General features: G+C 65.1%; 20 protein-coding genes. 12 read left to right on the plus strand and 8 right to left on the minus strand.

The features are described from left to right. The first annotated feature begins 1 nt into the window (after window position 1). From NDO55_RS09340 to NDO55_RS09350, 3 genes are read left to right on the plus strand one after another with little or no spacing between them, the layout of a single operon-like run. Window positions 2–925 carry an ABC transporter ATP-binding protein gene (locus NDO55_RS09340; protein ID WP_252114604.1) on the plus strand — a complete coding sequence of 308 codons (924 nt, stop codon included), beginning with the start codon at window positions 2–4 and terminating at the stop codon, window positions 923–925. After that, window positions 922–2,499 (plus strand): L-aspartate oxidase, encoded by a 1,578-nt coding sequence (nadB, locus tag NDO55_RS09345; RefSeq protein ID WP_252114606.1) that lies wholly within the window; start codon window positions 922–924, stop codon window positions 2,497–2,499. Before NDO55_RS09340 ends, nadB begins: the two co-directional genes overlap by 4 nt. Beyond that, the gene (locus NDO55_RS09350) at window positions 2,496–3,182 is read left to right on the plus strand and encodes a Crp/Fnr family transcriptional regulator (protein ID WP_252114608.1); all 687 of its coding nucleotides are present in this window, start codon (window positions 2,496–2,498) and stop codon (window positions 3,180–3,182) included. Before nadB ends, NDO55_RS09350 begins: the two co-directional genes overlap by 4 nt. 2 nt (window positions 3,183–3,184) lie before the next feature. Here the strand turns inward: NDO55_RS09350 and NDO55_RS09355 are convergent, their stop codons facing one another. Then, complete coding sequence (locus NDO55_RS09355; protein ID WP_252114611.1) at window positions 3,185–3,628, minus strand: hypothetical protein; 444 nt, start codon at window positions 3,626–3,628, stop codon at window positions 3,185–3,187. 104 nt (window positions 3,629–3,732) lie between these two features. Here NDO55_RS09355 and polA point away from each other — a divergent pair, with 104 nt between their 5' ends. Both polA and NDO55_RS09365 read left to right on the plus strand, forming a co-directional pair. Beyond that, entirely contained in the window at window positions 3,733–6,546 is a 2,814-nt protein-coding gene (polA, locus tag NDO55_RS09360) for a DNA polymerase I (protein WP_252114612.1), read from the plus strand. Between the two features lie 25 nt (window positions 6,547–6,571). Continuing rightward, window positions 6,572–8,101, plus strand: coding sequence for a lipopolysaccharide biosynthesis protein (locus tag NDO55_RS09365; protein WP_252114614.1), 1,530 nt, complete (start codon window positions 6,572–6,574; stop codon window positions 8,099–8,101). 28 nt (window positions 8,102–8,129) lie between these two features. Here the strand turns inward: NDO55_RS09365 and purH are convergent, their stop codons facing one another. The 4 genes from purH to NDO55_RS09385 are packed head-to-tail and all read right to left on the minus strand — an operon-like array spanning window position 8,130 to window position 13,262. Next, window positions 8,130–9,716 carry a bifunctional phosphoribosylaminoimidazolecarboxamide formyltransferase/IMP cyclohydrolase gene (gene purH / locus NDO55_RS09370; RefSeq protein WP_252114616.1) on the minus strand — a complete coding sequence of 529 codons (1,587 nt, stop codon included), beginning with the start codon at window positions 9,714–9,716 and terminating at the stop codon, window positions 8,130–8,132. A gap of 14 nt (window positions 9,717–9,730) precedes the next feature. Next, window positions 9,731–11,347, minus strand: a complete 1,617-nt coding sequence (locus NDO55_RS09375; protein WP_252114618.1) for a heparinase II/III family protein — start codon at window positions 11,345–11,347, stop codon at window positions 9,731–9,733. Continuing rightward, window positions 11,344–12,000 (minus strand): ribulose-phosphate 3-epimerase, encoded by a 657-nt coding sequence (rpe, locus tag NDO55_RS09380; protein WP_252114620.1) that lies wholly within the window; start codon window positions 11,998–12,000, stop codon window positions 11,344–11,346. Before rpe ends, NDO55_RS09375 begins: the two co-directional genes overlap by 4 nt. 17 nt (window positions 12,001–12,017) lie before the next feature. After that, on the minus strand, window positions 12,018–13,262 hold the full coding sequence (locus NDO55_RS09385; protein WP_252114622.1) for an RsmB/NOP family class I SAM-dependent RNA methyltransferase: 1,245 nt from the start codon (window positions 13,260–13,262) through the stop codon (window positions 12,018–12,020). Between the two features lie 28 nt (window positions 13,263–13,290). On the opposite strand from NDO55_RS09385, the gene NDO55_RS09390 reads away from it, so the two are divergent. Further along, the gene (locus tag NDO55_RS09390) at window positions 13,291–13,458 is read left to right on the plus strand and encodes a DUF1674 domain-containing protein (RefSeq protein ID WP_252114625.1); all 168 of its coding nucleotides are present in this window, start codon (window positions 13,291–13,293) and stop codon (window positions 13,456–13,458) included. Window positions 13,459–13,593: 135 nt separating this feature from the next. Here the strand turns inward: NDO55_RS09390 and NDO55_RS09395 are convergent, their stop codons facing one another. Continuing rightward, on the minus strand, window positions 13,594–14,583 hold the full coding sequence (locus tag NDO55_RS09395) for an NAD(P)H-dependent glycerol-3-phosphate dehydrogenase (protein ID WP_252114627.1): 990 nt from the start codon (window positions 14,581–14,583) through the stop codon (window positions 13,594–13,596). Next, window positions 14,580–15,611 carry a tRNA (adenosine(37)-N6)-threonylcarbamoyltransferase complex transferase subunit TsaD gene (gene tsaD, locus NDO55_RS09400; protein WP_252114629.1) on the minus strand — a complete coding sequence of 344 codons (1,032 nt, stop codon included), beginning with the start codon at window positions 15,609–15,611 and terminating at the stop codon, window positions 14,580–14,582. Before tsaD ends, NDO55_RS09395 begins: the two co-directional genes overlap by 4 nt. 82 nt (window positions 15,612–15,693) lie before the next feature. Here tsaD and hemC point away from each other — a divergent pair, with 82 nt between their 5' ends. From hemC to NDO55_RS09430, 6 genes are all read left to right on the plus strand, one after another. Further along, the gene (hemC, locus tag NDO55_RS09405; RefSeq protein ID WP_252114631.1) at window positions 15,694–16,602 is read left to right on the plus strand and encodes a hydroxymethylbilane synthase; all 909 of its coding nucleotides are present in this window, start codon (window positions 15,694–15,696) and stop codon (window positions 16,600–16,602) included. Further along, a complete protein-coding gene (locus tag NDO55_RS09410) occupies window positions 16,599–17,279 on the plus strand; it encodes a uroporphyrinogen-III synthase (protein WP_252114633.1) in 681 nt (226 codons plus the stop codon). Before hemC ends, NDO55_RS09410 begins: the two co-directional genes overlap by 4 nt. After that, window positions 17,276–18,112, plus strand: coding sequence for an MICOS complex subunit MIC60 (locus NDO55_RS09415; protein ID WP_252114635.1), 837 nt, complete (start codon window positions 17,276–17,278; stop codon window positions 18,110–18,112). Before NDO55_RS09410 ends, NDO55_RS09415 begins: the two co-directional genes overlap by 4 nt. A 95-nt stretch (window positions 18,113–18,207) precedes the next feature. Beyond that, a complete protein-coding gene (locus NDO55_RS09420) occupies window positions 18,208–19,380 on the plus strand; it encodes a serine hydrolase (protein WP_252114637.1) in 1,173 nt (390 codons plus the stop codon). Then, a complete protein-coding gene (locus NDO55_RS09425; RefSeq protein ID WP_252114639.1) occupies window positions 19,370–19,993 on the plus strand; it encodes a prolyl hydroxylase family protein in 624 nt (207 codons plus the stop codon). Before NDO55_RS09420 ends, NDO55_RS09425 begins: the two co-directional genes overlap by 11 nt. A gap of 33 nt (window positions 19,994–20,026) precedes the next feature. Next, entirely contained in the window at window positions 20,027–20,779 is a 753-nt protein-coding gene (locus tag NDO55_RS09430) for an inositol monophosphatase family protein (protein WP_252114641.1), read from the plus strand. On the opposite strand, the gene NDO55_RS09435 is transcribed toward NDO55_RS09430, so the two are convergent. Next, window positions 20,776–21,948 carry a BaiN/RdsA family NAD(P)/FAD-dependent oxidoreductase gene (locus NDO55_RS09435; RefSeq protein ID WP_252114642.1) on the minus strand — a complete coding sequence of 391 codons (1,173 nt, stop codon included), beginning with the start codon at window positions 21,946–21,948 and terminating at the stop codon, window positions 20,776–20,778. The two genes, NDO55_RS09430 and NDO55_RS09435, sit on opposite strands and share 4 nt — an antisense overlap. Window positions 21,949–21,960 lie beyond the last annotated feature (12 nt).

Genomic DNA, 21,960 nt, shown 5'->3' on the forward strand with positions numbered 1-21,960 from the left:
GATGACCGACAAACCCGCCATTGCAATCGACCAATTGTCCAAGACCTATGCCGGCGGCAAGCAGGCGCTGGACAATGTCAGCTTCGACGTCCCGCGCGGGCAGATTTTCGGGCTGCTCGGTCCCAACGGTGCGGGCAAGTCGACGCTGATCAATATCCTCGCCGGGCTGGTCAACAAGACGAGCGGCAAGGCCCATGTCTGGGGCTTCGATATCGACGAGGATCATCGCAATGCGAAGGCCTCGATCGGGATCGTACCGCAGGAGATCCTGTTCGATCCCTTCTTCACGCCGGCCGAAGCGCTGGAGATCCAGGCCGGTCTCTACGGCATTCCCAAGGACAAGAGGCGCACGGCCGAATTGCTCGAAGCGGTCAAGCTCACGGACAAGGCCAACGCCTATGCGCGCACCTTGTCGGGCGGGATGAAGCGGCGCCTGCTGGTCGCCAAGGCCATGGTCCATTCGCCGCCCATCCTGGTCCTCGATGAACCCACGGCTGGCGTCGATATCGATCTTCGCCAGCAGCTATGGGACTATGTCCGCAGCCTCCACGCGCGCGGCGTCACGGTCGTGCTGACCACGCATTATCTCGAGGAAGCCGAAGAGCTTTGCGACCGCATCGCCATCATCAACCATGGCAAGCTGATCGCCAATGAGCCGACCCGCGATTTGTTGTCAAAGGCACAGGACAAGGAAGTCGTCGTCACCTGCGACAAGCCATTCAGTTCGATGCCCTCGGACGACCGCTTCAAGAAGATCGAGCAACTGGGCGATGACGTCATCGCCATCACCTACGCCAAGGACAAGGTGCATGCCGGCGAAGTGCTCCGCCTGCTGGAACGCGAGGGCTATGACATTGTCGACGTGCGCACGCGCGAACCCGATCTCGAGGATGTCTTCCTCGATCTGACGCGAGGGGCGGCATGAACTTCGACGTCCTCATTATCGGCACCGGCGCCGCCGGGCTGACCGCCGCGCTCAACCTTGCGCAGCATTACAAGGTCGGCGTGCTCGCCAAGGGCGCGCTGGGCGGCGGGGCGACCGAATGGGCACAGGGCGGGATCGCCGCAGTGCTCGAGGACGAGGACAGTTTCGACAATCATATCCGCGACACCATCATCGCGGGCGCCGGCCTCAACGATCCCGACATCGTCGAAATGGTGGTCGAGGGCGCACCCGCCGCGATCCAGCGGCTCGCCGAACTGGGCGTGCCCTTCAACCTGGATGAAGATGGCGACTGGCACCTGACGCGCGAGGGCGGCCATTCGCATCGCCGCATCGTCCATGTCCATGACGCCACCGGCTGGGCCGTCGCGCAGGCGCTCGAAAAAGCCGCGGTCGCCAACGACAACATCACCCTGCTCCCCGGCATGGTCGCGATCGACCTCATCCAGGGCAAGCATGGCAAGGAGTTCTCCACCAGCGGCGACGTCTATGGCACCTATGCGCTCAACCGCGCCAAGGGCGAGGTCGAGACGCTGACCGCGCGCGCCACCATTCTCGCCACCGGCGGGGCAGGGCGTACCTACCTGTTTTCGACCGCGCCGCGCGGTGCCACCGGGGACGGGATCGCCATGGCCTGGCGCGCCGGCTGCCGCGTTTCGAACATGGAATTCATGCAATTCCATCCGACCTGCCTCTACAATCTCGAGGTCAAGAATTTCCTCATCACCGAGGCGGTGCGCGGCGAGGGCGGGATCCTCATCAATCCCGAGAGCGGCGAGCGCTTCATGGCCAATTATGACGATCGCCTCGAGCTCGCCCCGCGCGATATCGTCGCGCGCGCCAATGATGCCGAGATCAAGCGCGACGGCCTCGATTATGTCCATCTCGACATTTCGCATCGCGGCGAGGATTTCGTGCGCGAGCATTTCCCCAACATCTACGACAAGCTGATCGGGCTCGGCACCGACATTACCAAGGAGCCGATCCCCGTTGTCCCGGCCCAGCATTACACCTGCGGCGGCGTCATGGTGGACGCGCATGGCCGCACCGATGCGCCGGGCCTTTATGCCGCGGGCGAAGTCACGATGAGCGGGCTGCACGGCGCCAACCGCCTGGCCTCCAACTCGCTGCTCGAATGTTTCGTCTTCGGCGATGCAGCGGCCAACCATATCCGCGAATGCTGGGACAAGCTGCCCGAGCCGATCGCGGTCAAGGATTGGGACGAAAGCCGCGTCAGCGACAGCGACGAGGAAGTCGTGATCCAGCAATGTTGGGGCGAAATCCGCCGCTTCATGTGGAATTTCGTTGGGATCGTGCGCACTACTAAGCGCCTCGAACGCGCGCGCAACCGCATCGAGCTCTTACGCCGCGAAGTCGACGATTATTATGGCAGCTTCCGCGTCACGCCCGACCTCATCGAACTGCGCAACCTCGTCGTCGTCGCCGACCTCATCATCCGCAGCGCCCTAAGCCGCCGCGAAAGCCGCGGGCTCCACTACACGCTCGATTACCCCGAGACGAACGAGCATCCTGTCGATACGGTACTGGCCCCATGAAACTCGATTGCGACAATTGCCCCGTGCGGGACAGCGCCGCTTGCGCTTCGCTTTCCGATGTCGAGCGCGCCGAACTGGGCCGCCTTGGCACCCACAAGAGCTTTGCCCGCGGTGAAACGGTTTTTCATGCCGGCGACGACAATGACATCTGCGCGACGCTGAATAGCGGCCTCTTGAAGATCTCCTCGAGCGATGCCGAGGGCAAGGAACGGATCCTCAGCCTGGTCCACCCAGCCGGTTTCGTCGGCGAGATGTTCGCCCCCGTCGCGCATCACGACGTGGTCGCGCTGGCCGACAGCCGTCTGTGTGTTTTCTCACGCAGCGAGTATGAGGCTGCGGTCGATCGATTCCCGTCCCTGGCGCGGGCCTTGTTGAGGCGCAGCAGCGAAGAATTGTTCGAAGCGCGCAACCGCATCGCGCTCGATACGCAAAAGGGTGCGGCGGAAAAACTTGCCAACCTGCTGGTCGGGCTCGCCAAGGCCGCAAGCAATTCGCCCTGCCATGCAGCACATGAATTCGAACTGCCGATGACCCGAGGCGAAATTGCCGGCCTGTTGGGACTCACGATCGAGACCGTCTCGCGCCAGTTCGGAAAGATGGAAAAAGAGGGCCTTATCACCCGCACAAGCACGCGCGGCATCCGGGTTACGGATGCCGCGCGGCTCACTGCCTTGGCCGGTTAGGGTCAGCTCAGGGCAGCGATGCTCACCACGGCGATGCCCCAGCCGAGGATGAGGACGGGGAGGATGAGGACCTGGGCCGCGGCATCACGCCCGCTGGCGCGTCCGCTTTCGATCGCGATGCCCTCGCCCATCAATTGGTGCATCGGCATTGCCTTGTTCGCGTGGGACGGAGCGAGCTTCGCCCACGCCATGGGGACCACGTAAAAGGCAACGGTGAAGAAGATGAAGATCGCCATCGGCAGGATCATTTCAGGATGGGGGAAACCCACCGCCATGATACCGAGATAGGCGAGAAAGGCCCCGAAAAAGCCGGTGTGGAGCGAGACCGGAAGGTCGAAATGGCGGCTTTCGATATCCTCGCGGACATTGCGCTTCAGTTCGGGCACCGGCGCGACCGCGAGTTCGGCAGCGGCCATGAGGTCGGCTTGCTTGAGGGGCTTGGACATTGGGCATCTCCTTGTTGATGCCCTTTTGTCGCAGCGCCGCGCGCATCGCGCTTTGACCTCGGTCAAATCGTGGCAAAAACTTTTCGCGCTGCTAGAAGCCTCTCATGGCAGACCAGCCCCACCTCTATCTCGTCGACGGCTCGAGCTACATTTTTCGCGCCTATCACGTCCTCCCGCCGCTCACTAACAAGGAAGGTACGCCCGCCGGGGCGGTCTATGGCTATACTGCCATGCTGTGGAAGCTGGCCGACAGTCTCAATAAGGAAGACGGGCCGAGCCACCTTGCCGTGATCCTCGATGCGTCCGGCAAGACGCATCGCGACGAGCTGTACGAAGAATATAAGGCCAACCGTCCGCCGGCGCCCGAGGATCTCGTCCCGCAATTCCCGATCGTGCGCGAGGCAACGCGTGCCTTTTCGCTGCCCTGTATCGAGGAAGAGGGGCTGGAGGCCGACGACATCATCGCCTGCTATGCCCGCGCGGCCGCGGACGAGGGATGGCGCGTCACGATCGTCTCCTCCGACAAGGACCTCATGCAGCTCATCGAGACGCGCGACAATGGCGCCGATGTCGACATGCTCGACACGATGAAGGACAAGCGCATCCGGCGCGAAGAAGTGTTCGAGAAATTCGGCGTCTATCCCGAAAAGGTCGGCGACATGCTCGCGCTCATGGGCGACAAGGTCGACAATGTTCCGGGCGTGCCTGGGGTCGGGCCGAAGACCGCCGCGACCCTGCTGGAACAATATGGCGATCTTGACGGCATCTATGCCCATCTCGACGAGATCACGAAGCCTGCCCTGAACCGCAACCTCACCGAAAACGAGGCCGAGGCGCGCCTGTCGCGCCAGCTCGTCGAACTGGTCTGCGATGCGCCGCTGCCCATGCCGCTCGAAGAGCTCAAGCTGGACGGCATCCCTGCCGAACCGCTGCGCGACTTCCTCGAAAAGCAGGGCTTCAAACGCCTGCTCGACCGCATGGGCGGTGGCTCGAAAACCGCCAAAGAGCGGGAAAAAGACGGCGATGGCGGCATGACGTCATCCGATCCCGGTCCGGCCGAACCGCCCGAGCCGATCGAGATCAAAGTCGACCGCTCCAAATATGACACGGTGACGACGCGCGACGCGCTCGATGCATGGATCGAAAAGGCCCGCGCGACTGGATATGTCGGCTTCGACCTCGAAACCGATGCGCTCGATGAAATCACCGGCAATTTGGTCGGCCTCAGCATAGCTACTGCGCCGAACGAGGCCTGCTACGTACCCATCGCGCATGGCGGCGACGACCTGCTCGCGGAAAAGCCCCACCAGCTGGACAAGGCCGAGGTACTCGAGGCCCTCAAGCCGCTGCTTGAGGATGATGCCGTCCTCAAGGTCGGGCACAATCTCAAATATGACATCACCGTCCTGCGCCGCGATGATATCGTCATCGCGCCCTACGACGACACATTGGTCATGAGCTTCGACCTCGATGCCGGGCGCAGTCTCAAAGGGCATGGCCTCGATACGCTCGCCAAGAACGAGCTCGGTCATGAGTGCATCTCATTCAAGGAAATCTGCGGGACGGGGAAGAAGCAGATCAGCTTCGCTGCCGTGCCCTTGGACAAGGCGACCGAATATGCCGCCGAGGATGCCGATATCGCACTGCGCCTGTGGCTGCGGATGAAGCCGCGCATGGCACCCGAGCGCGCGACGCGCGTCTACGAACAGGTCGACCGCCCGATGGTCGAGACGCTGTCGAAGATGGAATTGCGCGGCATCAAGGTCGATCGCGCGGCGCTGGCCAGCCTGTCGGAGCGCTTCGCCAAGGAAACCGCCGAACTGGAAAAACAGATATTCGAAGCGGCCGGGGAGGAGTTCACCATCGGCTCGCCCCAGCAACTCGGCAACATCCTGTTCGACAAGCTTGGCGCGACGGGCGGTCGCAAGGGCAAGTCGGGCAATTATTCGACCGACCAAAACGAACTGGAGCGCCTCGCTGGCGAAGGGTTCGATGTCGCGACCAAGGTGCTCGAATGGCGCCAGCTGACCAAGCTGAAATCCACCTACACCGACGCGCTGCAGGAAGAGATCAACGCCAAGACGGGCCGCGTGCACACCAGCTACAGCCTGTCGGGTGCGCAGACCGGGCGCCTGTCGTCCAACGATCCCAATTTGCAGAACATTCCGATCCGCACGCCCATCGGCGCCAAGATCCGCGACTGTTTCGTTGCCGAGGACGGACATGTCCTGCTGTCGGCCGACTATAGCCAGATCGAGCTGCGCCTCGCCGCGCACATGGCCGATGTCGGCCCCCTGAAAGAAGCCTTCCAGGAGGGCGAGGACATCCATGACCGCACCGCGCGCGAGCTCTTCGGCGAGGTGAACAAGGAGACGCGCGGACGCGCCAAGACAGTCAACTTCTCGATCCTCTACGGCATTTCCGCATTCGGCCTTGCCCAGCGCATGGGGATCGAGCGCGGCGAAGCGCAGGAGATGATCGACACGTATTTTGCGCGCTTCCCGGGCATCAAGAATTTCATCGCCAACACGCTCACCGATGCGCGCGAACGTGGCTTCACCGAGACCTTGTTCGGGCGCAAGACGCATTTCCCCAACATCACGTCCAAGATGCAAAATGTTCGCGCCGGCGCCGAGCGCGCCGCGGTAAACGCCCCCATCCAGGGCACCAGCGCCGACCTTATCAAGCGGGCGATGACCCGGATGGACTCAGCCTTGGAAGAGGCCGGACTGACCGATGTGAAAATGCTCCTCCAGGTCCACGACGAATTGCTGTTCGAAGTGCCCGAGGGCAAGGAAGAAGCCGCTGCGGAGGTCATCCGTGCCGTCATGGAAGGCGCGGCCGCGCCGCAGATGAAGCTTGACGTCCCGCTCGATGTCGAGATTGGGTGGGGACCGAATTGGGGCGCGGCGCACTGATGGCCGCGTATCGGGGGATTTGTCAGTGAATGCTGCACCTGCAGCCGATGGGGGGAAAGGCGATCTTGCAGCGCTGGCGCGCGGCGGTCGTATCAACTTTTTCGGGTTCGTCCTGCGCCTGTTGGCGCGCATCCCCTTCCTGTTCATCGCCGGCCAGTTTTACGGCGCCGAGGCGCTGGGGCGCTTTGCCTTCGCGCTGATCGTCGTCGAATTTGCGGCGCAGCTGGCGACCCTGGGCCTCAAGCGCGGGCTGGCGCAGCAACTCTCGGCCTCGAAGGGCCGCGACCATGCGCACATCGTGTTCGATGGATTGCTGGTGGCGATGATGGGCTCGCTCATCGCGATGACGTTACTGTTCGTGTTTCCGGAAATCATGTTCCGTGGCGATGCACCGCGCGGGCTGGAACGCTGGTTGCCGCTCACCGTCCTCGCGCTGGCGTGGACCGAGATTGCGCTGGCCGCCTGCAACTATCGCCACAATATCGCCGCCACGGTGCGCAGCCGCGCCATTGTCGAACCGTGGACCATCTCGATCGTCGCGGGCATCTGGGCCTTCATCAATACCGATGACGGCCTCATCGTCGCTTATGTCGCATCGATGCTCGGCGCGCTGCTCAGTGCACTTTGGCCCTTCCTGAAGGATTACGGCCTGCCCAAGGGCTGGAGCCCGCATCCCGGCACATTGTGGGCGATGGCCCGCAAGAATTTGCCCGTCGCCGCCGCCGACGCGACCGAATGGGCCAGCCGCCGCCTCGACCTGTTCTTGCTGGGCTTTTTCTTCTCCGAGGCAATCTACGGCATCTACTGGGCCGCGCAGCAGGTCGCCTCGCTGCCGTCCAAGCTGAAGACCAGCTTCGAGCCGATCATGGGCCCGGTCATCAGCCAGAATGTCGAGGCCGGTAATCACAAGGCCGTCGCGCAGCAGGTGCGGCAGGTCGGCTTCTGGATCATCGCGGCGCAGGCCGGCATCGGGCTCGCGCTCGGTATTCCGGCCATGGCGGTGAAGAACCTGGTCGGCGAAGAGTTCGGCTCGGGCTACATCATCCTGGCCGTCCTGCTGGCCGCTGAAGTGATTGCCGCGATGGCCGCCGTCAGCGACGCCGCGCTCATCTATCTTGCGCGCCACCGCAACATGCTGATCGGCTTCTTCATGCTGGGACTGCAGGTGGCCTTCGGCGTCGGCGCGATCCTCGTGCTGCGGTCGATGGAGTATCCGGCGGAAATCCAGGCCGCGGGGGCTGCGATCGGGCTGGCCATGGCGCTCGGCTTTGCAGCGCTGGCCAAGGCCTGGCTGCTGTCGGGGATCGTCGATGCACCCGTATCGGGCTGGCGCTGGCCACTTGTCTGGGCCGGCATCGCGACGGTGCCGGTCGGCCTGCTCATCGTCCAGATGCGCGACCTTGGCCAGCTGGTGATCGGGATCCCGGCCTTGCTCCTCGTGTTCGGCGCGGTCGTCTGGCGCTGGGGTTTCGGCCCCGACGATCGAGAGCTTTTCAAGATGAAGAAGCCAGCGGCTGCACCGAGCCCAACGACGCCAGAAGACCCTAAAGTCTAGCGCAAGGGGTCAGGGCGGCCTGACCCCTCTAATGTCTGAAGTGCCGCATCCCTGTAAACACCATCGCCAGCCCGGCCTCGTCAGCCGCCGCGATGACCTCGTCGTCGCGAATGCTTCCACCCGGCTGAATCACCGCCGTCGCGCCTGCCTCGGCCGCCGAAATCAGCCCGTCCGCGAACGGGAAGAAAGCGTCCGATGCCACCGCGCTACCGATCGTGCGCGGCTCGCCGAAACCATGCGTTTCCGCCGCTTCCTTGGCCTTGATGGCAGCGATGCGCGCGGAATCGCGGCGGTTCATCTGTCCCGCACCGATGCCTGCGGTCGCGCCATCCTTGGCGTAGACGATCGCATTGGACTTCACATGCTTGGCCACCGTCCAGGCGAACAGGCAATCCTTCAATTCCTGGTCCGACGGCGAGCGCTTGGTGACGACCTTAAGCTCATTCTCGGTGATCCGGCCGCGATCGCGTTCCTGCACCAGGATGCCACCTGAGATCGGCTTGAGATTGACGCCCGGACGACCGGCATCGGGCAGGTCGCCAGTAAGCAGCAGGCGCAAATTCTTCTTCTTGGCGAAGACCGCCTTGGCCGCGTCATCGGCATCGGGGGCGACGACGACTTCGGTGAAGATGTCGGTAATCGCACGCGCCGTCGCTTCGTCGAGCGGCCGGTTGACCGCTACGATGCCGCCAAAGGCCGAAACGCTGTCGCATTGCAGCGCGTCGGTCCAGGCGGTGAGGAGGTCGTCGGCCTGCGCGACACCGCACGGATTGGCATGCTTGACAATAACGCAGGCGGGCGGGCCGTCGCGAAACTCCGCGATCAGCTCGAAGGCCGCATCGGCATCGTTGAGATTGTTGTAGCTTAGCGCCTTGCCCTGCACCTGTTCCGCGCCGGCCAGCCCGGGCGGGACCGCCTGCGGGATGTAGAGCGCTGCGCTCTGGTGCGGGTTTTCGCCGTAGCGCAACTCGTCGGCCTTGCGCATCGCCAGCGAATGGCGCTCGGGCATCAATTCGCCCTGATCAGCGAAGGCGAACCAGCTGGAGATGGCGGCATCGTAGGCGGCAGTGAGCGCATAGGCCTTAGCCGCCAGTATGGTGCGGAATTCCTGCGTTAGCCCGCCATGCGCGTCGAGTTCGCCGATGACCGCGTCATAGTCCGCGGGATCGGTGAGGATCGCGACATGGGCATGATTCTTGGCGGCCGAGCGGACCATGGCCGGGCCGCCAATATCGATATTTTCGATGATGGTCTCGCGATCGGCGCCCGAGGCCACCGTCTGTTCGAACGGGTAGAGATTGATAACCAAGAGGTCTATCGGGCCAATGTCATGTGCGTCCATGGCCTCGACATGCTCTGGCACGTCGCGCCGCGCGAGAATGCCGCCATGCACCTTGGGGTGCAGCGTCTTGACCCGGCCGTCCATCATTTCGGGAAAGCCGGTAAGATCAGCAACGTCCTTCACCTCGTGCCCGGCCTCGCGCATCGCCTTGGCCGTGCCGCCGGTGGAGACCAGCTCCGCGCCGTGGCGGGCGAGCGCTGCAGCGAGTGGTTCGAGCCCCGTCTTGTCGGAAACCGAAAGGAGCGCGCGGGCGATGGGTTTGTGTTCGGCCATGGGGAGATGATGTCCTAGCTGGAGCGGCGGAAATGCCAGGTGACGGCGGCGCCTTCCTTGCCGCATTCGTCGCTGATGACAAGCTGTTGCGTCTCGCGCGGTGCGCCATGCGCATCGACGACGAGGCTGGGCTCGACCCGGAGGCGCGCGCCGCGGGTGCGGAATTGCCAGGGCGGCGCCGCACTCGATCGCAGCAGCGCGCCAAGTCCGTCCGCGGTCTGCGTCACCTCGATGTCGGGCGCGAGGTGGAAACGAATGTCGAAAGGCAGGGTCTTGCGCTTGAGACGGCGACCAACCGGGACCAGCCGATCCTCGCCGCGAATTTCCTTGCCATCATTGCCGAGCGCGATGCGCCGTTCGTGCCCGAGGCCTGCGCGACGATGATAGCCGTCATGGCCCGCTGTCAGTCGCGTCGCGCCGTCATCTTCGCCGCGCTCGAACTCGACCGTCTCGACACCTTTGCCGGGCTGCCCGTCATCGAGCATGGCGGTCGAGTTCATATTGTCGAGGATGAGGGTCGAGTGCGCCGCCGACGCGCGCAGGGCGTTGGCAAGGCCGGGATCGAGCTCACCCGCGCTGCCGGCCCCGCCACCACAGCTCATCACGAGACGCTGCGCCCCGTCGGCCAATTCGAAAGCGAGGGTCGAGGCGAAACTGGTGTCGCTGAAGGGATTGGCCGGCGGACGCGCCGCATCGACCTGCGCGATGGTGCCGAGTGCGGAAAGACGCTGGTAGCCCCAACCCCGCGCTTCGCGCAGCGGCCGTGCACGCATCCCGCAGCCTTCGATGATGGCGGCGATCCGCGCGGGATTGCCGGGGTTGCCACCCTGCCAGCTGGCGAGGCCGCCATCGGGCATGAGCACGCCATGCAGCGCCGACAGGGCACTGGTCGCGCCGTCCTCGAGCGGATCGGGAAGCGACTGCCGCGCCGCGAAATAGGCAGCGCGCACCAGCCCCAACCGGTCGACCAATTCGACTTGTTCGTAGGGCGCGCGGCTCTTGAGCCCGCCATCCTCATGCTGCCCTTGCGCCAAGGCGCGCAGCAGCCCGGATTCGGCGCGGGCGACGCGGGCGACCCCACCCGATAGCGTCAATGACGCAACCGTCAGGCCCGCCCATGCCGTGATGCGATCGAGACCCGGCTTGGCCTTGTCTGCCTGCTTGTCGAGGAAGCGCGCCGCGGCCGCCAGACGGTTGACGAGGCGCGCGCGATAGGCGGCATCGCTGCTCGACAGGATGAAGGGCGCGTAAGCGGTCCAATAGAGGATGCGCTCGCCCCATCCAACCGGGTTCCAAACGTCCTGCCCGCGCCGTTCGTCGCCGGCGAGCCAATGGCCGGTAATGGCCTCGCCCAGGGGGGCTGCCTGTTCGCGTCCGGCGACGGCAGCGAGGTCTCGCAGCCAGGCGAAGCTGTGCAGCCGTTCAAGCAGCGGGTCGCCGCCGGGTGCGGCGTTAAAATCGACCTGGTTGAGCGCGACCTGCCGGGCGCCGTGAAGGAAGCGGCCGCCCAGGAGGCGTTCGCCGACCAGCATATCGCCAACGACATGATCGCGCGGAATCGCGGTGAGGCGGAGGGGTTCGCGTTTCCCCCCGAACCAGCGTTTCAGACGTGGCTCGCCGCCTTCACTCATGCGTCCTGGCGGAGCGCCGCAATATTGTCGGCATATGCACTGGGCCCGCCGCGGAACACGGCCGTACCGGCGACCAACGCCGTCGCGCCTGCAGACACGCATTGCGGCGCGGTGTCGGGGTCGACGCCGCCATCGACTTCCAGCTCGAAGTCGAGCCCGCGCTTAGCCTTGGCCTCGGCAATGGCTTCGATCTTGCGCAGCTGGTCGGGAATGAATTTCTGGCCGCCAAAGCCCGGATTGACGCTCATGACGAGGACGAGGTCGGCAAGATCGAGCAGGTAGTCGATCGCATCCATGCCAGTGCCCGGATTGACGACGACGCCCGCTTTCTTGCCAAGCGAGCGAATGAACTGGAGCGTGCGATGTGCATGCGGTCCGGCCTCGGGATGGATGGTGATGATGTCGGCGCCGGCCTCGGCAAAGGCTTCCACATAGGGATCGACCGGGCTGATCATCAGGTGGACGTCGAACGGCTTGTCGGTGTGCGGCCGCAAGGCCTTCACCACCGCCGGCCCGATGGTGATGTTTGGCACGTAATGGCCGTCCATCACGTCGACATGGATCCAGTCTGCCCCTGCCTCGTCGATGGCACGGACTTCTTCGCCAAGCTTGGCGAAATCGGCGGAGAGGATGGAGGGGCTGATGATCGTCATGTTGAAAATCAATGCCTTTATTCGGCGGCGCGGACAAGCTTTGCGATGAAGAAGCCGTCGAGCCCGCCTTCATCTGCCAGCATGCCCGGCAAGATACGCAGCCAGCCGCGGTCGGTGGGCGCGATTCCGGTGATGCCGACATTGGCGGGCGAGAGCGAGAATTCGGGGTGCGCGGAGAGAAATGCCTCGATCTGATCCTCGCCTTCCTCGCGTTCCAGCGAACAGGTCGCATAGACGATCGTGCCGCCGGCACGGACCAATCGCGCCGAGGCGGCGAGCAGCTCGTCCTGCAATGCCGCCATCTCCTCGATGATTCGCGGACGCGCACGGTAGAGCGTCTCGGGATGGCGCCGGAACGTACCCGTCGCCGAACAAGGTGCGTCGAGCAGGACGGCATCGAACGGACGCGCTTCGAAGGTGCGCAGGTCGGACGTCACATGTTTGGCGGCAAGCCCGGTCCGCTCGAGATTCTGCTTGAGTCGGTGCAAGCGCCGTTTGCTGATGTCGATGGCAGTGACGTCATGACCGGCAGCCGCGAGCTGCATCGTCTTGCCGCCCGGCGCGGCGCAGGCGTCGAGAACAGTTGACGCGTCGGCAGGAACGAGGCGTGCGGGCAACGAACTGGCGAGGTCCTGCACCCACCAGCCGCCAGCTTCGAAACCTTCGAGATCGGTCACCGTGCAATCACTGGCGACGCGGCGATGGCGCGGCGCGAGGCTTTTCCCATCGGGCGCGGCGACATCGTCACCTTTCAGGCTGATGTCGAGCGGCGGACGCTCACCGAGCATCTTGCGGGCCGCGGCGACGACATCTTCGCCCCAATGCGCCCAGCGCGCTTCGAGCTCTTCGGGCAGGCGCGGCGCCTCGAGCGGCGGCAGCTCGTCCTTGAGCAGGCGCGAGAGGACGCCGTGAACGAGGCGGCGCGGGCCGCCATTCACCATGGGCAGCGCGGTGGCGACGACGGCATGGTGCGGGATATTCATCACGATGGCCTGGGTCAGTGCGATCCGCAGGACCATACGCGCCTTGGCATCGCTCGCCACCGGACGCGCCATCTTGGCGTCGATCAGGGCATCAAGGTCTGGCAGGCGGCGCAGGGTTTCGCCGGCAATCGCCTGCGCCAGCCGCGCGTCGGCGGGCGGCAGGCCGCGGGTGGCGGCGAAGGCTGCATGCTCCAGTGTTTCGTCGCGCCGCAATACGGCGTCGAGCAGGCGCAGCGCGGCGGCGCGCGCGGCGGTACCATCGTTGGTCGGTCTTGGCATGCGCCCCTTTAACGCCCATCTCGGCAACATGAAACGGCCAAAGAAACTCGATCCGCCCGAATATCTCTCGCCCTCACCCCCGGTGCCCGAGCCGGAGAAGGTGGAAACACCCGACGCCCCGGTCGGCGAAGAGGAAAAGAAGGACCCGACGCGCTACGGCGATTGGGAACGCAAGGGAATCGCGTGGGATTTCTAGTTTGAGCCACCGAGCGCAAGGAAAGCGGAACGAAGCGAGCGCCCTTGTGCGAAGAGATGGCGAAATGTCGGCCGACAGGTCGCGTCAGCGAACCTGATCGACGGGGTCAGGCCGCCGTGACCCCAAAACTAAACCCTAAACCGCCTCGGCCCGCGGCGGCCTCGCCAACAGCATTTCCAGCGCTTCATCGATCTTGAACTTGCCCGCGAGCAAACCCGCCACCATTGCGACGATCGGCATGTCGATGCCTTTTTCGGTCGCGATTCGGTGGAGGACCGGCGCAGTGTAGGCGCCCTCGGCAACCGTGGTGCGATCACGCATCAGGTCGGCGACTTCCTGGCCCTCGCCGATGGCCTTGCCGAGCGAAAAGTTACGGCTCGCCGTCGACGTACAGGTCAGCACCAGGTCGCCCATACCCGACAATCCGGCGAGCGTCTCCTCGCGGGCGCCGACCGCTGCACCGAAGCGCTTCATCTCGGCAAAACCGCGGGCGATGACGGCAGCGCGGGCATTCTGGCCCAGCTGCTTGCCCTCGACGATCCCGCAGGCGATGGCGAGCACATTCTTGATCGCGCCGCCCACTTCGGCCCCTGCGACGTCATCGGTCCAGTAAAGCCGGAATTCGGGCCGCGCGAGGCGGTCATGCAGCGCCTTGCCGAGCTCGGCATCTTCGCAGGCCAAGGTCGCCGCCGTCGGCAGGCCCTTGGCGACTTCATGCGCGAAACAGGGGCCCGACAGGACCGCGACCGGCGAGGTTTCGCAGACGTCATGCGCGACTTCGTGCAGCAACAGACCCGAGCTTTCCTCGATCCCCTTCGAGCAGAGCACCAGCGGCATGCCGGGGCAGGGCGCGCGCGACAGGACCGCGCGCATGTGCTGGGCCGGCGTCACGACCAGCCAGGCATCTGCTTCCGAGAGATCGGAGAAATTGGCGGTCGCGGTGATGCTTTCGGAAAGCGGGATGTCCTTCAGATAGATTGGGTTCTGGTGGATTCGGTTGATGGCACCGACCACTTCATCCTCGCGCGCCCAGAGAAGGACGTCATCGCCGCCGGCGGCCGCCATCTGTGCCAGCGCCGTGCCCCAGGCACCCCCGCCGATGACCGCAATCTTGTCGATCTTCATGCCTTCACTCCTGCCCCACGCACTTTCTCGCCTTCCGGGTCGAGCGGCCAGCGCGCCCGCGCCGGCGTGTCGAGCGGATCGACCTTGCCCGCCGCGAAGCGTTCCGCCCCGGCCCATCCGATCATTGCCGCATTGTCGGTGCACAGCCAGCCGGGCGGCACCGAAAATACGCGGCCATAGTCCGTGGCCAGCTGTTCGAGCGCACCGCGCACCGACTGGTTGGCGGCAACGCCTCCAGCGACGACCAGCGAGGGCGCATCGCTGGCCTCGAGCGCAAGGCGGGTGCGATCGACGAAACAGTCGACCACCGCCTGCTGGAAACTTGCCGCGACGTCGGCGGGATGATGCTCACCGCTCGCCACCGCACGCTGCACCGCGCTCTTGAGGCCGGCGAAGGAGAAATGCGGTTCGCCCGACCCGACTAGCGGGCGCGGCAGCGGAACGGCGGTGGGATCGCCTTCCTTGGCGAGCTTTTCGATCGCGGGGCCGCCGGGATAGCCGAGGCCGAGCAATTTTGCTGCCTTGTCGAAGGCTTCGCCCGCAGCATCGTCGATCGTCGTCGCGAGGCGGCGATAATCGTCGACGCCCTTCACTTCGAGCAATTGGCAATGCCCGCCGCTCGCCAGCAAGAGGAGGTAGGGAAAGTCGAGATCGGCATCGGAAAGGCGCGGGCTCAGCGCATGGCCTTCGAGATGGTTGACCGCGACCAATGGCTTGCCGGTCGCCAGCGCGAGGCCCTTGCCCGCGAGCAGCCCCACCATCACGCCGCCAACCAGCCCCGGCCCGGCAGTCGCGGCGATCGCATCGACTTCACCCGGCTCGATTTCGGCTTCGGCGAGCACCTGGCGGACGAGGTCGGGCAATATCTCGACATGCGCGCGCGCCGCGATTTCGGGGACTACCCCGCCGAAGGGCGCATGACGCTCGGCCTGCCCGACCACCGCTTGCGCGAGAATCTGGCGGTCCGACGTCACCAGCGCCGCTGCGCTGTCGTCGCAAGACGATTCAAGGGCAAGAATGACGGCCATCGGCGCTTTCCTTAGCCCCGGTCCGCAGTCAAAAGCCAGCGCCACTTGTAACGGAGCCGTTCCTGGGGCACTCCTCGTGACCATGACGCTCAGACTGGGAACGCGGGGGTCGCCGCTGGCGCTCAAACAGGCCGAAATGGTGCGCGATGCGCTGATTGCGGCGCATGGCTGGGACAGTGGCGCGGTCGAGATCGTCACGATTTCGACCAAAGGCGACCGCGACCGCGTGCGTCCGCTCACCGAAATGGGCGGCAAGGCAGTGTGGACCAAGGAATTGGATCGCGCGCTTCTGGCCGGCGAAACCGACATCAGCGTGCACAGCATGAAGGATGTCGAGAGCATCCGCCCCGAGGGCCTCGGGATCGCTGCCATGCTCGAACGCGCCGACGTTCGCGACAAATTGATTGGCGCTGCGAGCCTCGATGATCTGCCCGATGGCGCGGTCATCGGCACCGCCAGCCCGCGCCGTGTAGCGCAGGTAAAGGGCCTGCGTCCTGGCCTTCGCACCGATTTGCTGCGCGGCAATATCGCCACGCGCATTGCGGCGGTCGAGAATGGCAAGTTCGACGCCACCCTGCTCGCGTCGGCCGGTTTGGACCGCATGGACCAGGGCCATGTCGGCCACCATGTCGAGCTCGACGTCATGCTGCCCGCCCCTGCACAAGGCGCGATTGGCATCGATGCGCGCAGCGACGATGCCGCGACGCGCGCCGCGCTGGCGGCCATCAACCATGTCGATACATTCGATTGCGTGATGGCCGAGCGCGCCTTCGTGGCCGGGCTCAACGGCGATTGCCATTCGCCCGTCGCGGCCCTGGCGCAGCTCGATGGCGACCATCTGCACCTGTCCGTCGAGATCTACAGCGAAGACGGCAGCGACCGCCTCCAGGACAAGATTTCCCTAGACCGAAGCGATACGGAAACGCCCAAGCAACTGGCGCGCGACATGCTCGCCGCCGCGCCTGACAGCATCAAGAAACTATTCGGATGAGCCGTCCGGTAGCCATCCTGCGACCCGAGCCCGGTAACAGCCTGACGGTCCAGCGCGCCGAACGATCGGGGATCGACAACATCCTGTCCGTCCCGCTTTTCAAGGTCCGCCCTGTCGACTGGGAAGCGCCCGATCCCGACCGCTTCGACGCCATGTTGATGACCAGCGCCAATGCCGCCCGGCATGGCGGCGACGCACTCAAGACATTGCGCGACCTTCCCGTCCATTGCGTCGGCGAGGCAACCGCCGCAGCCGCGCGCGCCGCTGGCATGATGATCGGCGACGTCGGCGATGGGGGAATCGACGAGCTCCTCGGCATGCTGCCGGCTGACCTGCGCCTTCTGCATCTGGGCGGTCGTCATCGCCGTACGCCCGAAGCAGCGACCCAAACCATCGTGCCACTGACTATCTATTCGAGCGTCGCGCGCGAAGAACCGCGCGGCTTCGAGGACATTGCCGGCAGCATCGCCTGTATCCATTCGCCCCGCGCCGCAAGACGGCTCGCCGAGCTGGTCGACCGCGACGGCATGGACCGCAGCGGCATCGCCGTAGTGGCGATCAGTGACGATGCGGCCGAACCGCTGGGCGAGGGCTGGGAGCATGTCGCGGTTGCCACCGCACCGCGCGATGCGGAATTGCTCGCCTGCGCCAAACGCCTGTGCGAGAAGGTGGCATGAGCTTGTCGCGCCGCATCCTGCTTGGGCTGATCCTCCTGCTCGCCGGCTTTGCGCTGGCGATCTATCTCGTTTCCAATTGGGATACCGGCGCGCGCTGGCTGGGCCTTGAACGCGCCGAGATTACGACCGAGGCCGGCGGCGAACCCGCACCGCCGCCGCCCGATGCCATCGCCCCGTCGCGGTTGCTGGCCGAAGAGGAAGGCACGCCCACGCCGCCCGACCCGGTCGCCGAGGCCGAGGCCGAAGCGATCCCGGCCCCGGCTGGCGACATCACCGACCGCGTTGCCTCGCTCGAACGCGCCTTGATCCGCGCCGAGGGCTCGGCCGGTCGCGCCGACGGCCTGCTTGTCGCCTTTGCCGCGCGCCGCGCCATCGAGCGCGGGCTCCCGCTCGGCTATCTCGAGCCTTTGCTCGTCGACCGGTTCGGCAATAATCACGAAGCGGCGGTCGCGCAGATCATTCGCGGATCGCGCGATCCGATCCTGTTGAAATCTCTGGTCGAACAATATGAAACGCTGGGCAGCGAACTGCGCGCGCCGCCGCCCGATGCCGGGGTCGGCGAACGGATCAGCCGCTGGTTCGGCAGCCTCATCACCGTCTACGACGCCAGCCAGCCCAACCCGCGACCGCGTGCCCGTTACGAGCGCGCCTTGGTCGACCTTCGCCTCGGCAATGTCGACAGCGCGCTTGCCGAAACCATGCGCCTGCCGGGTGCCGATGCGGCAGCGGACTGGGTCGCACGGGCGCGGTCCTACGTCGCCACGCAGAACGCACTCGACCAGGTCGAGGCCGCCGCATTGTTGGCCCGTGAGGATTATGCGACCAGCCGTTAGGTGAAAGATTGCATCGCGGACAGCCTGCGTTAAGCCAGTATCGGGTAAAGGAAAGTCACCAGATTCTAGGGGCTTAAGGGGAATATCGCATAGTGATGAGTAGTTGGCTTTCCAAATCGGTGATCGTGAGCGCCATTCTTGCCGCGTCGACGGCAGGTGCTGCAGTGCAGACCGAGCGCATGGCGGAGCCGCAGGCGACCGCGACCCCGGTCGATCAGCCGGTCAGCAACGGCACGATTGCAGCCGATCGCGGTACCCGCGAGGCGCAGGAGCGCGACTTCCGCATCGTCCTGCCCGAAGCCGCCCCTGCACAGCCCGCCCATGTCGCCGAACTCAACGAGCAGATCCTCGATCGCGTCCGCCAGTTCAATGGCATCAGCGGCATCGCCATTCGCGCCGTCGACGAAGGGTGGGAAGCCGGCTGGCAGGAAGATCGGCTCATGCCGCAGCAGTCGGTCAGCAAATTGTGGGTCAGCCTGACCGTCATGGACCAGGTCGACCGCGGCGAAATTCAGCTCGGCCAGACGCTGAGCTTCGATCGCAACGACGTCACGCTCTGGTCGCGCAGCACGGCGAGCAAGATCCTCGCCGGCGGCTATCGTCGCAGCGTGGAAAATTTGATGTTCGATGCGCTGACGCGGTCGGACAATCACGCCAATGACAAATTGCTGCGCCTCGTCGGCGGACCCGATGCCGTGCGTGCGACGATCCGCGACAAGGGGCTCGGTCCCATTCGCTTCGGCGATGGCGAGCGCATCATGCAGGCACAGGTTGCCGGGCTCACCTGGCGCCAGAGCTACGCCTATAATAATGGCTTCAACCGCGCCCGCGCCGCGCTGCCGACCAGCGAACGCCGCGCCGCCTTCCAGAAATATATCGACGATCCCTATGACGGCGCCGCCGCCAGCGCGATCGCCCGCACGCTTGCCCGCCTCGAGAAAGGCGAGCTGCTGACCCCGCAATCGACGGCCAAGATGCTGACGACCATGGGCCTTGCCCGCACCGGCCGCAGCCGCGTGACCGCGGGCCTCGCCCGCGGGTGGGACTGGGCGCACAAGACGGGTACCGGCCAGGTGTTTCAGGGCACGGTGGCCGGCGTCAACGATGTCGGCATCCTCACGGCGCCCGATGGCACCACCTATGCCATGGCGATCCTGACGGTCTCGGCCGATGGCCAGCCGGGTGCGCAGCGCCTGATGCAGGACATCACTCGCATGGTGATCGCGCATCATGATCGCTACGGCCGGAACCGCAGCGATGCTGTCTGAGGTCGGGCAGCGCCTCGCCGATACTGACGGCGTCCAGCGCGTCCCCACGCCCAAAGCCGAAATCTTCGTCATCCGCGACTTCCTCGATGGTGAGGAATGCGCCGAGATTTGCGCGCTGATCGACGAGAAGCGTCGCCCCTCGACGATCGCGAATGACAGCGGCGATGCCCTCTACCGCACCAGCGAGACGTGCGACCTCGACGAGAGCAATGCGCTGGTCGCGACGGTCAACAGGCGACTGTCCGACCTGCTCGGCATCGACGATGTGAAGGGCGAGGAAATCCAAGGCCAGCGTTACGCGCCCGGCCAGGAGTTCAAACCGCACACCGATACCTTCAATCCGGGCAGCGCGGACTATTATGTCCACACCGCCGACAAGGGGCAGCGCACCTTTACAGCGATGCTTTTCCTCAACGAGCCGGAGGCGGGCGGCGCGACGCGCTTCAAGACGTTGAACAAGGCCATCCAGCCCGAGACCGGCAAGCTGCTCGTCTGGAACAATCTCAAGGCCGACGGCCAGCCCAACGAGTTCACGCTTCACCAGGGCATGAAGGTGCGCAAGGGCACCAAATATATCATCACCAAATGGTATCGCGAGGCGCGCGGGCGCTAGCGCCATGCGACGCGCTTTACTAGGGTCGCGTCCATGGATGCTGCATTCTTCGAAAAATTGGGTGACGCCGCGCGCCGCGCGATTGCGGGCGTCGCCGACCTGACGCCCGACAATAAGGAAAAGGTCGCCGGCTTCGATCCCGTGACCGAGGCCGACCGCGCCGCCGAGCGCGTCATGCGCGACATGATCGAAGCGCACTTCCCCGACCATGGCATCTGGGGCGAGGAATATGGCTGGAGCCGCGAAGGTGCGGACACGCATTGGAGCCTCGACCCAATCGACGGGACGCGCGCCTTCATCTGCGGCCTTCCGAGCTGGGCCGTGCTTGCGGGTCTGCTACGCGATGGCGAGCATATCGCCGGCATGATCGACCTGCCGGCCCTCGGCGAACGTCTGGTCGGGGTCGAGGGACAAGCATTGCGTAACGGCACGCCCATCCGCGTCTCGGGTTGTGTCTCGCTTGTCGAAGCGCGGATCGCGACGACCGATCCCTATCTGTTCGACGACCATCACAAGCCGCGCTTCGAAACGCTGCGCGACTGTGCGCGACTGACCCGGTTCGGCATGGACGCGATGGCCTTCGGACGGGTGGCGACCGGCGATCTCGACCTTGCCACCGACGTCGGCCTCAAGGCCCACGACTATGACGCGCTCGTCGCCGTCGTGCGCGGTGCGGGCGGGCATGTCGGCAACTGGTCGGGCGGCAGCGACCTTAGCGGCGGCGATGTCATCGCTGCGGCGAGCGAGAAGCTCTACGACGAAGCGGTGCGCGCGCTCGAACGCTAGGCCGCTTCGCCCGCGGCGACCCCGCTCGCCCAAGCCCACTGGAAATTGTAGCCGCCGAGCCAACCGGTGACGTCGACCGCTTCGCCGATGCAATAGAGGCCCGGCACCTTCTTCGCTTCCATCGTCTTGGACGACAGCTCGTCGGTGGAAATGCCGCCGACCGTGACTTCGGCCTTGGCAAACCCTTCGCTGCCCGAGGGCACGAAATCCCAAGCCGCCAGCTTCTGCTCGGCGGCGGCCAGCGCCCTGTCGGAATGCGATTGCAGCACGCCGGTCAGCCCCAATTTCTCGGCCAGCACGTCGGAAAGCCGTTCGGGTAAGCGCTCCGAGAGTGGGCGATGGGCCTGCCTGTTGGAGGCCGTGCGCTTGGCCTCGCGCAGCCAGCCGTCACGTTCGTGCGGCAGGAAATCGACTGAGACCTTCTCGCCATTGCGCCAATAGCTCGATGCTTGGAGGATGGCGGGACCGGACAGGCCGCGATGGGTGAATAGCGCGGCTTCGGCAAAGGCGGGCCCGCGCTCGGCCTTGACCTTCACCGGCGCGGCAACGCCCGACAATTCGCGGAACAGAAGCTGGTCGCCCGCCAGCGTCAGCGGCACGAGCGCCGGACGCGGTTCGACAATCTTGAGGCCCCAGAACCGCGCGAGGTCATAAGCGAAGCTGGTCGCGCCCAGTTTGGGGATCGACAGCCCGCCTGTTGCCAGCACGAGCGAACCCGCAGCGACCTTTCGCGTGCCGATGGTTACGACAAAATCCTCGCCATCCCGTTCGACCGACGCCGCTTCACCGAACGCGAACGCGACCCCTCCTTCGCGGCATTCGTCCATCAGCATGTCGACGATCTGTTTGGCCGAGCCGTCGCAGAAGAGCTGTCCCAGTGTCTTTTCGTGCCAGGCAATGCCGTGGCGGTCGACCAGGGCGATGAAGTCGGCGGGGCGATATCGCCGCAACGCAGATTTGGCGAAATGCGGGTTCTGGCTGAGATAATTGGGGTCGCTGGCGTCGCGATTGGTGAAGTTGCAGCGCCCGCCGCCCGAAATCAGGATCTTCTTGCCCGGCGCCTTGTTGTGATCGACCAGCAGGACGCAGCGACCACGCTGGCCGGCCGTGAGCGCCGCCATCATGCCGGCGGCACCTGCTCCCATCACGATGACGTCGACGCGCTCCATGGCTGCAGCGCC

This window comes from Sphingomicrobium sediminis, from assembly GCF_023805295.1.
GTDB classification, from domain to species: domain Bacteria; phylum Pseudomonadota; class Alphaproteobacteria; order Sphingomonadales; family Sphingomonadaceae; genus Sphingomicrobium; species Sphingomicrobium sediminis.